General features: G+C 69.1%; 17 protein-coding genes and 1 pseudogene. 6 read left to right on the top strand and 12 right to left on the bottom strand.

The genetic code is table 11. The annotated features are described in order from the left end of the window. The 3 genes and pseudogenes from ABZX75_RS28985 to ABZX75_RS28995 form a co-directional block, all read left to right on the top strand. Positions 1-171: pseudogene (locus ABZX75_RS28985) on the top strand (MerR family transcriptional regulator); the annotation flags it as partial. A gap of 642 nt (positions 172-813) precedes the next feature. Then, positions 814-1026, top strand: coding sequence for a cold-shock protein (locus ABZX75_RS28990; RefSeq protein WP_355415636.1), 213 nt, complete (start codon positions 814-816; stop codon positions 1024-1026). A gap of 596 nt (positions 1027-1622) precedes the next feature. Next, a complete protein-coding gene (locus tag ABZX75_RS28995) occupies positions 1623-2507 on the top strand; it encodes a DUF6454 family protein (protein WP_355415638.1) in 885 nt (294 codons plus the stop codon). Here the strand turns inward: ABZX75_RS28995 and ABZX75_RS29000 are convergent. Beyond that, entirely contained in the window at positions 2479-3093 is a 615-nt protein-coding gene (locus ABZX75_RS29000; protein ID WP_355415640.1) for a class I SAM-dependent methyltransferase, read from the bottom strand. The genes ABZX75_RS28995 and ABZX75_RS29000 overlap by 29 nt on opposite strands. A gap of 361 nt (positions 3094-3454) precedes the next feature. Between ABZX75_RS29000 and ABZX75_RS29005 the strand changes: the two genes are divergently transcribed. Further along, positions 3455-3940, top strand: a complete 486-nt coding sequence (locus ABZX75_RS29005) for a hypothetical protein (RefSeq protein WP_355415642.1) — start codon at positions 3455-3457, stop codon at positions 3938-3940. A 218-nt stretch (positions 3941-4158) separates the two neighbouring features. Here ABZX75_RS29005 and ABZX75_RS29010 read toward each other — a convergent pair whose 3' ends face one another. From ABZX75_RS29010 to ABZX75_RS29040, 7 genes are all read right to left on the bottom strand, one after another. Next, positions 4159-4491, bottom strand: coding sequence for a hypothetical protein (locus ABZX75_RS29010; protein WP_355415644.1), 333 nt, complete (start codon positions 4489-4491; stop codon positions 4159-4161). Positions 4492-4777: 286 nt separating this feature from the next. Then, positions 4778-7348 (bottom strand): YfhO family protein, encoded by a 2571-nt coding sequence (locus ABZX75_RS29015; protein WP_355415646.1) that lies wholly within the window; start codon positions 7346-7348, stop codon positions 4778-4780. Between the two features lie 278 nt (positions 7349-7626). Next, positions 7627-7932, bottom strand: coding sequence for a hypothetical protein (locus ABZX75_RS29020; RefSeq protein ID WP_355415648.1), 306 nt, complete (start codon positions 7930-7932; stop codon positions 7627-7629). 100 nt (positions 7933-8032) lie between these two features. Beyond that, entirely contained in the window at positions 8033-8299 is a 267-nt protein-coding gene (locus tag ABZX75_RS29025; RefSeq protein ID WP_355415650.1) for a DUF4235 domain-containing protein, read from the bottom strand. After that, positions 8296-8760, bottom strand: a complete 465-nt coding sequence (locus ABZX75_RS29030) for a DUF3618 domain-containing protein (protein WP_355415652.1) — start codon at positions 8758-8760, stop codon at positions 8296-8298. Before ABZX75_RS29030 ends, ABZX75_RS29025 begins: the two co-directional genes overlap by 4 nt. Continuing rightward, positions 8757-9170, bottom strand: coding sequence for a phage holin family protein (locus ABZX75_RS29035; RefSeq protein ID WP_355415654.1), 414 nt, complete (start codon positions 9168-9170; stop codon positions 8757-8759). Before ABZX75_RS29035 ends, ABZX75_RS29030 begins: the two co-directional genes overlap by 4 nt. 165 nt (positions 9171-9335) lie before the next feature. Next, a complete protein-coding gene (locus ABZX75_RS29040) occupies positions 9336-9884 on the bottom strand; it encodes a phosphatase PAP2 family protein (protein ID WP_355415656.1) in 549 nt (182 codons plus the stop codon). A 161-nt stretch (positions 9885-10045) separates the two neighbouring features. Between ABZX75_RS29040 and ABZX75_RS29045 the strand changes: the two genes are divergently transcribed. Continuing rightward, a complete protein-coding gene (locus ABZX75_RS29045; protein WP_355415658.1) occupies positions 10046-10513 on the top strand; it encodes a hypothetical protein in 468 nt (155 codons plus the stop codon). Here the strand turns inward: ABZX75_RS29045 and ABZX75_RS29050 are convergent. Both ABZX75_RS29050 and ABZX75_RS29055 read right to left on the bottom strand, forming a co-directional pair. Then, a complete protein-coding gene (locus ABZX75_RS29050) occupies positions 10463-11038 on the bottom strand; it encodes a dihydrofolate reductase family protein (protein WP_355415660.1) in 576 nt (191 codons plus the stop codon). The genes ABZX75_RS29045 and ABZX75_RS29050 overlap by 51 nt on opposite strands. A 145-nt stretch (positions 11039-11183) precedes the next feature. Continuing rightward, a complete protein-coding gene (locus ABZX75_RS29055) occupies positions 11184-12017 on the bottom strand; it encodes an NAD(P)H-binding protein (protein ID WP_355415662.1) in 834 nt (277 codons plus the stop codon). A 201-nt stretch (positions 12018-12218) separates the two neighbouring features. On the opposite strand from ABZX75_RS29055, the gene ABZX75_RS29060 reads away from it, so the two are divergent. Further along, on the top strand, positions 12219-13145 hold the full coding sequence (locus ABZX75_RS29060) for an SMP-30/gluconolactonase/LRE family protein (RefSeq protein WP_355415664.1): 927 nt from the start codon (positions 12219-12221) through the stop codon (positions 13143-13145). 170 nt (positions 13146-13315) lie between these two features. Here the strand turns inward: ABZX75_RS29060 and ABZX75_RS29065 are convergent, their stop codons facing one another. Together ABZX75_RS29065 and ABZX75_RS29070 are read right to left on the bottom strand one after the other, a co-directional pair. Further along, on the bottom strand, positions 13316-13723 hold the full coding sequence (locus ABZX75_RS29065) for a VOC family protein (protein ID WP_355415666.1): 408 nt from the start codon (positions 13721-13723) through the stop codon (positions 13316-13318). Between the two features lie 282 nt (positions 13724-14005). Further along, positions 14006-14368, bottom strand: a complete 363-nt coding sequence (locus tag ABZX75_RS29070) for an ATP-binding protein (RefSeq protein ID WP_355415668.1) — start codon at positions 14366-14368, stop codon at positions 14006-14008. Positions 14369-14413 lie beyond the last annotated feature (45 nt).

Genomic DNA, 14413 nt, shown 5'->3' on the forward strand with positions numbered 1-14413 from the left:
CGCTACCAACTGCGCATCGCCGCCCGCGCCCGGGAACTCGTCGACCAGGGCACGCCCATCGAGGCCGCCTGCCGCATCGTCATCCTCGAAGACCAGCTCGAGGAAGCCCAGCGCATCAACGCCGAACACCGCCGCGCCGCCGGATCGGCGAATCCACCGGCAGCGGCCTGACTCGGATGGGCGTGATGCGCCGCCGTGAGCAGCAGGTTCTTGGGGAGCCGGGCGTGACCCCAAACCCCTGCCTGGCCGCCCGCCCCCACGCCCGGACCGCTGTCCTGACGGGCCGCTAGGGTCTCACCCACCTCACCGGTGAACCCGACCTGGACACCGCGCCCGCCGTCCGCGACGCAGTCCGCCGATGCCTCGACAACCGCCCCGCCCGCCTACGCATCGCCCTTTTCTCTCCTCCTGATGTCCGTACGGGAGGAGATCAACGGGTTCTGGGCGGGCCAGCGCCCGCTCGGAACGCCCCGCTCCGCCCGCAGGTACGTGACACGGTTCGCAGGCGCGGCAGATCAGGAGGCAACTCGGACTCCTGTTTCTGTTCGTCGCTCGGAGTGCAGACCCCCACCAGGACGGAGCCCGATGTCCTCTCTCACGCAACCTTGAGCGCATCTCCTCGCCGAAGGTTGGTCAAAGGCGCGGAACACACCATGCGGAGACGTCGGCACGCCCGAACGGCCCGACGTTTACCAGCCAGACGCCTCGAACTCCGCAACCTTCGTCCCGTCACCGGGGATGATCAGCTCATCGGGCGGTCCTGCACGACCAACCCGAGCACGTGATTCGAGCAAGTGATTCGAGGGAGTGGCTATGGCGGAGCGGCAGTCCGGCACCGTGAAGTGGTTCAACGACGCGAAGGGGTTCGGTTTCATCACCCCCGAAAGCGGTCCGGACCTCTTCGTGCACTTCAGGGCGATCCAGGGGAACGGCTTCAAGAGTCTTCAGGAAGGCCAGAAGGTGTCCTTCATCGCGGTGCAGGGCCAGAAGGGCATGCAGGCGGACGAGGTCATCGCGGAGGGCTGAGCCCCTGATCAGGGAAGCGCCGAAGCTGCTGTCGGCCCGGAGCTGAAAAATCGGCTGCCGAGCCGTGCGCAGCACACGATGCTGCCGCGGTGGTCAAACATCGGCAGGACGCGCTCAAGGTTGCGTGAGACCAAACACCGATGGCCACACCTGCCCCGCGTTGCACGCTGTCCCGTCTCCGCTGATGTGGTCCGCGTCTCCAGCGATCTGGTCCGACACGCCTCTGATCTCAGGCCTTCGAGTTCAGCGGCAGAGTTCCATGATGGTGTCGTCGAACTCGGGAAACTCTCGTGTGGCCTGCTCGATGACGGCAGTTGCCGGCGCGCGGTGGTCGGGTGCGAATTGTGTCGCGATGGCCGCCAGATCGCGATTGGATCCATGTCTCAACTGATCTGGTCGCCGCAGGTCACTCGCCTGGGCGTGGGCCGGTTCACTTGGGACAGGACACACGCCCGCGACGTGGGCGCCTTCCCAGACCGGTCCGCGCGCACGCTGCCATCTTCTGAGCTGCTGCCGGACTGGTGCGCGGGGCATGACTCCCGTTACGGGACCGGGAAGAGCTCGTTCACCGGGTTATGAGCCTTTCTGATTCCGCGGTGTCTGCAGGTGTGTGTGACGACTCGAACGAAGCCGTGGTCGTGGCGGTGCGGCAGCTGACCCGGAGCACTCCCTGGACGGTGGACGGGCAGGTGCCGCTGAGCTTCCCCGCTCACCACCCTCAAGGCGTCACGCGTGGCCCGGGCCAACGCCTGTACGTGTCAACGGCGGAGATCACCGAGGCGACCCGCTTTTACGACACTCCCGTGGACGGCTACGACCGAACTCCCGGCCAGGGGCAGGGCCATGTGTTCGTCATGGACGCCGACGGTGCGGAGCTGGGCCGTGTGAGCGTGGGCGAGGGGACGATCTACCACCCGGGCGGTATCGACTTCGACGGCGAATCGCTGTGGGTTCCGACAGCGGAGTACCGGCCCGACTCCCATTCCATCGTCTACCAGGTGGACCCCGACACCCTGGAGGTACGGGAGGCCTTCCGGTTCGACGACCACATCGGCGGGATCGTACGCGACCGCCACAGCGGCCTGCTGCACGCCGTCACCTGGGGTTCCCGGCGGCTGCTCACGTTCACGGTCGACGGGAAACTCACCCACCGGGTCGAGAACAAGAGCCACTTCGTCGACTACCAGACCTGTGTGAGCGCGGGCGGCGGCCACATGGTGTGCACGGGCATCGCGGAGTACCCCCTGGCCGGGGCGGGCGTCTTCAGCCTCGGCGGGATCGCCGTCGTCGAGATCGCCTCCGGCCGCATCGAGCACGAAGCGCCGGTGACCGTGCTCTCACCAGCCGGCCGCGTGGTCACGTACAACGCGGTGCACCTGGAGACGGACGGGCACGTCCTTCGGATGCTCGCCGTCCCCGACGACGGGGAAACAGCGGGCGAGTCGCACCTGATCACCCTTGAGACGCCGCTGACCCCATGACGACCCGAACGGCGAGGAAGTACAGCCCCTCGTACATCAGCTCGCCGTCCAGCTCCGAGCCCAGGCTCCGCGGGGTGAACCGGCGCCGGTAGATCGGATACGTGGTGTCGGCCACCGAGCGCAGCTCTATCTTCTCCTCATGCAGGTCGCCGTCGCTGCGCAGGTCGATCACGATCAGCTCGCGCGCCGTACGACGTGCCTCGGCGAGGAACACGGCACGCTCCTCGGGCCGCAGCAGCCCGTAGAAGTTCGCGGTGACGATGCGGTCGAAGGCTCCGGTGGCGAACGGCAGGGGTGGAAACAAGGCCCGCACACGCTCCACCCAGGGCGCCCGGGCGTGCGTCAGCTCCAGCATCTCCGCGCTCTGGTCCAGGGCGACGGCCGGGCCGCGGAGGAACTGGGTCCACAAGCCGGTCCCGCATGCCACGTCGAGCGCCCGACCTTCGGGCAGCGCGGTGAGCAGTTTCCCGATGTCGGCGGTTTCCCGGTCCAGGCCGGCGTTCACCACGGGGTCGCCGCGATAGCTGGTCTCGTCGTACACCGGGGCACGATGCCGGTAGTACTGCTCCCGCACTAAGTCACGCATGCCCCGACAGCTACCCCCGCCCGAACAACAGGCAAACAACAGGCGCTCTCCCCTTGCGGAACGGCCGGAAAGAGTCTTTGGCCGAAGGCGCCCAAGTCCGCCCTCGGGCGGAAGGTTCCCTAGGCCCTGTCGTCAAAGTCCCGCCTGGCCCGCGCCGCCTGGCACCGCACCTCGCCGCGTTGTCGGAGCGCCCAAGTACGTCCAGTACTCGGGCGCTCCTCCGCCTTGCGATGCACGGCGCCAGACGACGCGGGCCTTACCGGCGCTACTTTGACGACAGGACCTAGGGCCGTCCAGAAGTATGCCGTAGAGGGCAGGGCCACCGCAGTAACACCACTGTCACCGTCTCGTTGAACCACGCATGAACAAGATCTCGATGCTCGAAGCACCTGCTGATGGCGCCACCGCGCCGATGCGCTCCCGGGGCCGGCGCCTGGCCACAGCCGTGACCGCTCTCGCCGCCCTCGTACTGCCCATGACGAGCGCGGCACCGGCCCACGCCGTCACCCGCAAGGTCGACGTCTACTACGGACACACGCACTACGAGGTCCACTTCACCGGCACCGTCAAGCCGAAGGGCGCGACCGGTTACATCGTCGAGGGCGAGCTCAACGCGTGGTGCGGTGCCGGCGCAGCGACTTCGCAGTCGGTCAACCTCCGTCATGCCGGCTCGTCCAAGAGCTGGTCGCACAAAGCATTCTGGTGCGATGACATGCCGCAGCACCTCACCTTCGAGGGGAACCGCAAGAGCGGAGAGACGGTGGAATTCCAGGTCGGCGCCACCAGCGAACCCTTCAACCTCTACGGGTACGGCAAGAAGATGGTCTACGACATCGGCACCAGCTGACAGACGGTCGCATCCATGTGGCCAGTGATTCGCGCGCCCGTCCGCTGGCGATCGTCGTGACGGCCCTGCAGTGCACGACGGCCACGATCGGCTGGGAGCAGCACGGTCCGCGCGTGGACCCCGAGCTGCTGGGAGGTCTGGCCGCCACCTGCACAGTCGACTGCTCCAGCAGCAGCCCCCGCAGGGGCGCAGAAGCAAGGCCGCCGTCCGTCCGCCGACTACAGGGTCAGCACCAGCAGGATCGCGGTCGTCGGCGGTACCAGCGCGGCCCATCCCGCCCAACGGCGGGCCCGGGCCAAGGCGGGGCGGCCGAAGGACAGCCGGGAGGTCACCACGAGCAGCGGGGTGGCCGTCCACGACGCCCACCAGCAGGCCATGACGACCGTCACGGTCTCGGGGTGAGCGTCCGTGGCCATCGGGGCCAACGCGCCGAAGAAGAAGGCCACGGGGATCAGGACCACCGTCAAGACCGTGGTCCACACCGGCACCGCGTGGCTGGCAGGCACCCCGGCGGCGCGGCCCGCGGTCGAGGCTGGAGTTGTTTCGTGCATGGGGACAGTCAAGCGGTGTCGAACGCCGGTTCGCCTGCGCGGTCGTACTCAGAGCCGGCCGGTCCCCGTACTCATCACCGGCCGGGCTCGGTCGACGACAGTGTCGTGCGTGCAAGCGAGAACGCCTGTGAAGGCCCACTCGGCACGAACGGTCAGGCGCGTCGCATGGGCGTGATTTCGACATAGCCGCTGGAATGGTCGGCCTGCCGGCTTCGGGCCGCCACCGAACGTGCTGTGCCTGCCGGCCTACCGGCACGACTCCCCGCCCTTCTGCCGCGGGTCTCCCTCACCGAGCGACGCCGCCTGACCTCCGCCCGCGGCGATGTGCGCCCAGCGCGCCGCCACCGGCTACGAGCAGCAGAGCGGCGGTGGCTGCCGCGCTTGCCGTGAGGCCCAGTCGCAGGCCCGGGGGGCGGAAGGTGCAGGAGAGCGATGAGGCGCCGTCGCCCAGGTGCACGGCGATCAGTCCGCCGAGTGTGCGTGGTGTGGTGGCCCGGGCTCCGTCGACCGAACACCGCCAACCTGGTGTGGCCGGTACGGAGACGACGGCGGTCCCCTTGGTCCCTGGCTTGAAGACGGCGTCGATTCCGTGACCGCTCGCGCTGACCCTCTGGGGGCCGGTTGCCTGCATGTGCCGGACGGCGCGGTCAAGCGCGGTTCGGTCCAGGCAGCCGATCGGATTCTGCGGAAGGTACTGCCTGCGTCCCGAGACGACGGTGGCGGTGATCGTACCGTTCGCCGGTACGGGCCCGAGGTCGGCGATGCCGTTGCTGGTCATGCTGTAGTCGCCGAAGCCTTTGACGGTTGTGCCGTGTGCCTCGACCTGTCCGAGGAACCAGGGCGCGTACCAGTACGCCCGTGTGCCCGGGGAGCAGAGCGCGGTGTAGGTTCGGCCGGCGCCGCCTGTCTGGTCGGCGGCGAGCGCCCAGCCCCGGCCACGGACGATTCCGGTGGAGGACCCGCCCGAGGGGCGCAGGTCGGGTACCTCGTACACGCGCGCACCCAGTACGCGCTCCTGGCGGGCGAAGACGGTGGCGTCGTCGTAGCCGGGGCCGTCGAGGAGGGTGCGGGGGGGCCGCAGGGTGACGAGCGGTGGGGCGGGGTGGGTGCTCTGGGTGAAGCCGAGGGGGTCCGTGCTGCGGTCGAGGTGACTGCTGATGCCCATGATCGCCCGGCTGACCGGGTCGGTGAAGCTGCGCGTGTGCCGGCCTTGGATGTACCAGCCCGCGCCGAGCCGGTGCAGAACATCGGCGGTGCGTGCAGGCAGTTGACTGCTGTAGTAGGTGCCGCCCTGGCCGGCGAGCAGCATGGGGTCGTTGTTCGCGAACTCGTGCGGGCCGGGGTCGGTGCGCGTGGCCGACCACTGGTCGGTCGCCTTGAGGCGTTCGTAGGCGGCCCGGGACTGGTCGTCGAAGGTGCGTTTGGGCCGCCACCAGTCGTCGGCGTCGCGCAGGACGGTGGTGCTGAAGACGGCGTAGGCGGTGGTGAGGAAGACCGTTGCGGCCAGGGCCGCGGTCAGGGCCACGCGTCTGCCGCGGTGTGGCCGGTACTTGTCCAGTGCGAGGAGCAGTACGAGGGGGGCGAGCCCGGCGGCGGCCAGCAGCCACGGACCGCGGGACATGTACGCGGTTCCGCTGACGCCGAGGAAGAGGAGGAGCACGAGCACGACGCCTGCCCCGCACAGGAGTTCCCGGGCTCGCGGCTGACGGGCGAGCGCCAGCCAGGCGACGGAGACGAGGACGGCGGTCAGGGCGATGGACGCGCGATAGGGGTTTCCGTTCGGCATCGCCAGTCCGTGCCAGAACAGGATGGTCGGCTGCCAGACCAAGGAGGCGGCCACCGCGGTGATCAGGGCGAGCCAGCCCAGACGTTCCCGGAGGGGCACCCGGCGGATGAAGGGGAAGGCGGCGATGAGCAGCAAGGGCAGCAAGCCGACGGAGATGCGGGGGACTTGCCCGGACAGTCCTCCGGGGAAGAGGTGCGCGAGGTAGTCGGCGAGCGTGGGCGCACCCTTGTAGACCATCGTGGGAGCGGGCTGTGAGGCCTGGCTCGCCCTGAGGCTGACGGTCAGTACGGGGGCGGCCAGCAAGACGCCGGTCGCGGTCATCGAAGCCGCGCGCAGCAGGGCCCTGGCCCGCTCCCGGACCGGCCTGTCGTCGAGGAGGAGGCGTACGAGCAGTACCAGGGCCATGCCGAGGGTGGCCATGGCGGCGGTGTAGTAGTTGCCCGCCCAGGAGAGGGTGACGAGCAGTGTGCCGGCGATCCAGCTGCGCCGGTGCAGGCACCAGTCGTAGGCGATTCCGAGGAGCGGGCAGGCCACCAGCCCCCACATCCACATGGGGTCCGCGAAGCCGTCGGAGATGGTCCAGGCGGACACGGCGAAGCAGACGGAGAGCATCGCGCGCAGCCACGGGGAGCCGGGATGCAGCCGGCCGAGGAAGAGCGTCATCAGGCCCGAGGCCAGGCCGATGCTGAACAGGGTGACGAGGAAGACGGGCAGTTCCACGTGGTCGCGCGGGAAGATCCCGACAAGCCACGAGAACGGGTTCATGAGGTAGGTGAAGAAGTCGCCCAGGAACGGCGCGCCGTAGCCGCTCGACCAGTTGAAGTACAGGTCGCCGGTGGTGTTGCCGTGCATCAGGTCCCACAGGTGGGCATGGAGCGGCACGAACTGGTTACCGAGATCGTTGACCGCACGCGAGCGCCTGCCGAAGGGATAGGTGCCGTGTACGGCCATGGCGAGGCAGTAGGCGCCCATGGAGAGCAGGGCCGCGAGGAATGCGGCCCGGGCCTGACCGGTGAGGGGGCGGAGCGTTTGGCGCCGGCGGTCCAGTGATTCTTGGGAGGGGGACTCCATCCAGCCAGTCTCGGGGAAAATCATATGAAATGACTGAATTGAAACCGCGTTGTTTTCCCAGGCGTTTGGCCGCGTCGAGGCACGGTGGAGGTGCCGGAAACCCGAAACGGGGAGCATTACCTCGAATGCGTCAACAGGGCTGGCGATCGGGTGATGTACGCGCCGACGTCGGCGCCGATGTCAGCGTCGGCGATGTCGCCGGCCGCACGGCCGAACACGGTTCACCCTCCGACGCCGCGTCCCCGCACCCCAGACCATCGCCCCAGCACCGCCGTCGGCTAGTGGCGCTCGCCTTCACGGTTCGGGTAGAGGGAGGTGAGCTTGCTCCAGTACTGGTCGAGGTGGGCGTCAGTGTCGCGCAGTGCCGGGTCGAGGAACTCGGCGTGCAGATCGGTCACACGTTCGTGTGCGGCGTCGGTGTCGGCGCTGGTGGTTCGGGGCGCTGTACGGCGCCAGGGTGCTCTCGCGGTGCTGGCGCCGTACTGGGTGTCCCGCACCGAGCGGGTCGCCCACCATCGGACCGCCAGGATGGCGGTGGTGAGGGCGGCAGCGGTCAGGGCGTGCAGTGCTGGATGCTCAGCCACGGTTTCCTCCCCATGACTTGGGCGGCTACGAGGGGGCGGAACGCGTCCGGCCCGGACGCCGGGGGCGCCGGTCTTCGTGGCCGGCGCCGCCTCGGTTACGTCAGCCGGGCCAGGTACCTGTCAGGCGTCTGGTGGCGGTTGCGCCTGCCCGGTCGACGGCGGCCTTGACCACGGCGAAGATCGCGCCTTGGAAGGCTGCGGCGATGAGGATCTCCCGCCACGTACGGTCTTCGTCGGTGGCGTCGGGGGCGTCCTCTTCGTGCCCGATCATCTTCCACGCCTGCTTGAAGGCCGCGCCGGCGAGCATTCCGCTGACAGCGCCCATGGCCAGACCGACCGGCTTGTAGGCGACCTTGGATGCCTTCATCGATGCCTCCGGCTGCGTCGGACGAGGAGGAAGACGACGAGTGCGCCGACCGCGGCGAGCAGCGGGGTGCGGTTGGCCCGCGCCGTGGCCGTCATCTGGCCGGTCTTCTCCCGTACGGGGTCGGGGGTCTTGTCCGCCGCCAGATGCCCGGCACGGGCGGCGGCGTCACGTACCTGCGCCGCGGCCTGGGCGGCTTTGTCGAGCAAAGGATCGGGCGTCTTGTCCTTCAGTAGCTGTTTGGCCTGCTCCGCCTTGTCGCGGACCTGGCCGGTGACCTGCGCGGCCTTCTGCGCGGCTTGCTCCTTCACGGCGGCGGCCTGCTCCTGAGCTCGCGCCTTCACGTCGGCCTTGCCCGCCAGCGCCTCGACGGTCTGGCCGAGCTCCTCACGGGTGTGCTCGACCTGCTCGCGCAGCTCCTGGGGGGTGGGAGTGGGGTCGTTGCCGGGGGACTGGCTGGTCATCGGTGTGTGTGCTCCTTGATCTCGGCCACGTCGGCCTTGACGCTCTCGATGGTCTGCTGCGGCGCGGGCGGGCCGGCCTTGGCGATCTGCTTCTTCCCGGCCATCGCCATGACGGCGGCGGCCGCTGCCAGCACGGCGGCGACGATCAGGGCCGAAGCCCACACCGGAAGCAGCAGCGCCACGGCGGCGATCACGGCCCCCGTCAGGGCCTGCGCGGCCAGGAAACCGACCAGGCCGGCCCCGCCGACCAGGCCGCCGCCCACGCCGAACCGCTTGCCCTTCTCGGTCATCTCCACCCGGGCCAGCTGCATCTCTTCTCGTACCAGTTCAGAGAGCTGCTGGGACGCACGGGTCACCAGCGCACCCACCGAGTCATCAGAGTCGTGGGCGTGCCGATCAGCGCTGCTCACGAGTCTTCACCTTGCCTTCCTCATGCCGCTCGGAACGGATAACCCTCGATGGCCGCACGCTGGCTGCACGATGGCTGCTGTCCGTACTCCTGTCAGTGGCGCGACTACCCGGCAACCGGCCGGGCACGCGCGCCACAGGCCGGCGCTTCACCCCAGGCGGGCGCTTCACCCCAGGCGGCGCAGCAGCAGGCGCGGCGCGGCCCGCACCAGAGCGGCCGCCGCCGCCCCGATCACCGCTCCTGCCACGACGTCGGAGGGGTAGTGGGCGCCGCTGTGTACCCGCTCGATCGCCACGAGAGCCGTGGGTACGGCGCACGCGGCGCCCGCCCACGGCCACGTCGGAGCGACGGCGGCAGTGAACGCGACGGCGGCGGCGGTGTGTCCCGAAGGGAAGGAGGAGCTGTCCGGCCGCTCCTCCACGTCCCCGTGCGGAATCCACTCCTGCGGCGGGCGGCGGCGCTCGACGAGCTGCTTCGCGACCCCGTTGGAGAGCAGCTGTGCCACCGCCATGCCCGCAACGCCCGCTGCCGCGGCCCTGCGGCCCCTCCAGCCGCCCCCGGCCACCATGAGAAAGGCGGCCGCCCACCACAGCTTCGTATGCTCGGCCGCGTCCTCCACCGGCGGCAGCAGGCCACGCGCCCAGACGGAATCCCAGGACGCCATGCGCTGGGTCAGCCGGTGATCGCCCGCGCGAAGGGAAGCCAGAATCCTCATGCTGATCAGCTACCCCGGCGGTAGCCGTTGAGACGGTGCTCACTCCATGCGGCGGCGCTCTTCAGCACTCCGTTTACGGGCGTCGCGCGGCGGGACGCAGGGCCGCGCGCTGGCGGGCCGTGTCCGCGTCAAACTCCAGCCCAAGGAGGACGGCGAGATCGGTGATCCACAGCCACCCCAGGAAGATGACCGCCCTGGGTCGAGGCCGCGACCTGGGCGATCGTGCCCTCCTCGGGGTGGCGGGCGACGACGGCGGGGGCGCCCTCACGCGTGGGCACGTGGCGCACGGTCCACCCCGCGCTCCGGAAGTACGCCTGCGCGCGTGCCAAGGCCCGTACCGCCTCCTCCTCCGGCAGCGGCTCGCGGTGTGCGCCGCAACCGACATTCCCGTGGCCAAGGGCGGGGTCGACTACCGCGTCGAGGAAGGCGTCAGCACCCTGTGGCAGCTTGCAGTCCATCCCGCATTGCAGTCGTGCGGGATCGGCACGTTCCTTGTCGACGCCAAGGAGCTCTTTGACCTCACGATCGGGATGGCCTCCCGCGTCTTGCCGGACGGCCACCCAGCACATCAGCGACTTCTAAAGCAAGGCCTGGCGCGCCACGCGGTAGCGGAGGTAGACGACTCTTGAGCTGAAAGTGCGGGTCTCGACGAGTTCGAGGTCTACCCGGCGCTCGCGCCGGGGAAAGAACGGAATGCCACCGCCAACCAGCACCGGGTAGACCCTGGCCCGGTACTCGTCGATCAGACCCAACGCGGCCGCCTCGGCGGCGAGAGTCGCGCCGCCGATCGCGATGTCGCCCTGCCCGGGCTCGGCTCGCAACCGCTCGATCTCCTCCGCCAGGCCGCCGGAGGCCAGGCGGGCATTGCCCTGCACCGTCGACAGCGTGGTGGAGAACACCACCTTTGGGAGCGGCTTCCAGATCGCGGCCCACTCGAGCATTGAGTCGTCGAGCGATGGATCCTGGTCGGCGGTCTCCCAGTACAGCATCGTCTCGTACAGCCGTCGTCCCAACAGGTGGACGCCGATCTCTCGGATCTCGTCGGTGACGAAGCGAAAGACCTCCTCGTCGGGCGCCGTCCAGTCGAAGTCGTCGTTCGGCCCGACGATGTAGCCGTCAAGGGAGACGCCCATGGAGTAGGTCACGCTGCGCATCAAAAGTCCTCCTCGGGAACAGGTTCGACACTACGACCGCGGTGGCGTGCCGGATGACACCCCGCTCGCGCAGCTTGCGCACCTGTCGGCGTACTCCTGAAAGTGCACACCTGAGTACGGATGAACGTGCTCAGGCCCAAGCGATTCAATGGAAGGCGTCGGCGTTCTCTGAAGCCCACTGCTGAAACGGGCGGGCCGGCGTTCCGGTGACCTGTGAAACCGTGTCACGCACCATCAGCAGCTCGTCGTTCACGTCTCCGCCCGTCACGTCGAGCACCGCGTCCGCGGCCTCGGCCCCGAAGACCGCGGCCATCTGTGCGTGGGCCTGCTGGCGGCTGATTTCGGCGAAGGGAACCTCCCGACCCAGTGCTGCCGCGATGGTTTCGACCTGCTGCCGGGCGGTCACCGGCTCTGGACCTGTCAAGGCATACGTGCGTCCCCGGTGGCCGGGCTCGGTCAGTGCCACCCGTGCCACCGACGCGATGTCCGCAGGGTGGATGGTTGGCAGTGCGGTCTCGGCGTACGGCGCGCGGACGGTCTCGCGGCCACGGATGGAAGCCGCCCACATCAGGGCGTTCGAGGCGAACTGCGTCGGCCGCAGGATCGTCCAGGCCATGCCGCTTGCCTTGAGCAGTTGCTCCACCGCCAGGTTCTCGCCGGCGGGGCCGAGGTGCGGGTGGGTCTGGACGGTAATTGACGACACCAGCACAACGTGCTCCACACCCGCCTGCCGGGCGGCTTCGAGGATGTGTGCGTCTGAGCCCAGACGCGATACGAGAAACAGCGAGCGCACCCCTTCCAGCGCGGGCTTCAACGACGCTGGGTCCGCGAAGTCGCCCTCCACCGCCTCGACCCGTTCGGGGAAGACGGCTCGTGCGGCGTCACGGGTGAGCCCTCTCAGCGGCCTGACACCGCGTGCGTGCAGTTCCTTCAGCAGGGCACTGCCTATATTTCCGGTGGCTCCGGTCACGAGGATCATGAGCGTGTTTCCCGTCATCAGATGATCAACTAGACGACACGCTAGAACCTCAATCACGCTTCAGGTCAAGGACCCCCTGGCCATTCCCGCTGCTGGATGTCGTTCACGTCATTCGCCGTTCCCATGGCGAGACCATATGCCGTTCTGGCATAGTCGACTCATAGCGAATCACATTCGATATCGGAGCGACTGGGGGGCATCATGTCCGGTGCTGATGGCATACCGCTGTACGAGATCCTGGACGACCGGTTCCGCACCGGACGATGCGCCAGCGGGGATGACCGCCTTGAGACGCTGCACGGCGACTGCCGCTGGGCCGAGGGGCCCCTCTACCTCCCCGCCTGGCGCCAGCTGATCTGGAGCGACATCCCCAACGACCGGATGCTGCGATGGGACGAGGCGACCGGAACGGTCTCCGTCTTCCGTTCCCCCGCCGGGCACAGCAACGGCAATACGCTCGACCGTGAGGGCCGGCTGATCACCTGCGAGCAGGGAAACCGCCGGGTCACCCGCACTGAGCCCGACGGCAGGATCACCGTGCTCGCCGACCGCTACCACGGGAAGCGGCTGAACAGCCCGAACGACGCGGTCGTACGCTCCGACGGCTCGGTGTGGTTCTCCGACCCCGACTTCGGGATCACCAGTGACTACGAGGGCGTCCGCGCCGAGCCCGAGATCGGCGGCCTCCATGTCTATCGGATCGATCCGGACACGGGCGAAGTGCGCCTGGTCGCGGACTGTTTCGAAGCGCCGAACGGGCTCGTCTTCTCGCCCGATGAGCGGCAGCTGTACGTCTCGGACACGCGCGCCGGGGTCATCCGTGCCTTCGACGTCCGCGACGACGGGGCGCTCTCCGATGGAGAGGTCTTCGCCAAGGCGACGGACGGCGTCAGCCGCTTCGACAATCTCCGCTTCGACGACGACGGCCGGCTATGGGCAGCAGCCATCCAGGGCGGGGTGCACTGCTACGACCCGGACGGCACGCTTATCGGCCGCCTGAACATCCCCGAGCCGGTCTCGAACATCGCCTTCGGCGGCCCCAAGAACAACCGCCTCTTCATCACCGCGTCGACCTCGCTCTATTCGCTGGTGATGGCGGTCACCGGGCTGCCGCGAGTGCGGCGTTAGCCGGTCGTGACCGGGATCAGGGGTTCGGCGTGCTCGAGAAAATGCCGTGGAGAACACCCCTGACGTCGTTTCCTCCGGGGCGCGATCGACGATCCGCGCCCACCAGCACGCCGCCGGGCCACCGAAGGTGACCCGCCGCCAGCAACGCCGAGAGGCGGCGTTCGGGAGCGCTACCGCGACGGCGCTCCGCGCAGCTGTACGTCGGTGGCCGCCAGGGTGAAGGAGTGGCCGGCCGGGTCGCTGAACAGGCGGGCCTCGCGCGGGCCGTCCTCGGCGTCGGCCGACACCGGGCGGGCGCCGAGCGAAACGGCCTCCCGCTCCGCCTCGTCCAGGTCCGCGGCGGCGACCAGGATGCGCAGGTGCGCCTGTTGGGAGTCCTCCGGCCGCGGCCAGCTCGGCGGTGCGTAGCCGGTGTCCCTGCGCACCGCGAGGTGGACGCCGGATCCGCCGACGACCTCCACCATGTCGGGTCCCTGCCCCGCCCGCACCTCGGCACCGAGCAACCCGGCGTAGAAGAGGGCCAGTGACTCCGGTTCGGCGCAGTCCAGTACGAGAACGCTCGTCTTCGCGACAGTCATGGGCCGCGCTTACCCGCGCAGCGGCGTGCGATGCGCCGGCCGCCCGGTGCGGGGGTCTGCCGCGCGTACGGATCGGCCGACGGCACGTTGTATCGCCTGACCAACGACCACGACCGGCGCCGCGGGTACCCGCCGCACGAACCGCTTCGCGGAGACCGCGGCGGGCCGCGGGTCGGGGGCCTCGACCCAGCGTTCAGGGCATGACCTCAACCAAGCGCCCCCTCGCCGCCGAAAATCGACCTTGCCCGTCAAATTTTTCTGATTGCTGGAGAATCGTCACGCCTACCGGAAGTCGGCCTGGGAGCTCCGGGACGGTGTGTCCAGGGGCACGACGACCTCGATGCGCTTGCCGCCCTCGGGCATCGGCGTGACGGCGACGCTACGCGTGAGGCGGCAGATCAGAGGCCAGCCGTACCCCCCGGCGGTGAATGCGCCGACCTGCCGCGGGAGGGTGACGGGGGGCTCCGTACTGGCGTCGGTCACGATCAGTCGCAGACCTTCCTCGGACACCGAGGCACTGAACTCGACGATGCCGCCTGCATGGCGTATCGCGTTCGTGGCCAGTTCCGAAGTCACCAGGAGGGCGTCGGCCAGCACCTGTTCCACAGGGTCCGCACCGCCTGCCGCGAACCCAGCTGATTCCATGAGCAACCGTACGCGATCCCTCGCCTGCATCGCGGTCCTGGGGGC

It is taken from the genome of Streptomyces sp. NPDC003038 (assembly GCF_040611115.1).
GTDB lineage: Bacteria > Actinomycetota > Actinomycetes > Streptomycetales > Streptomycetaceae > Streptomyces.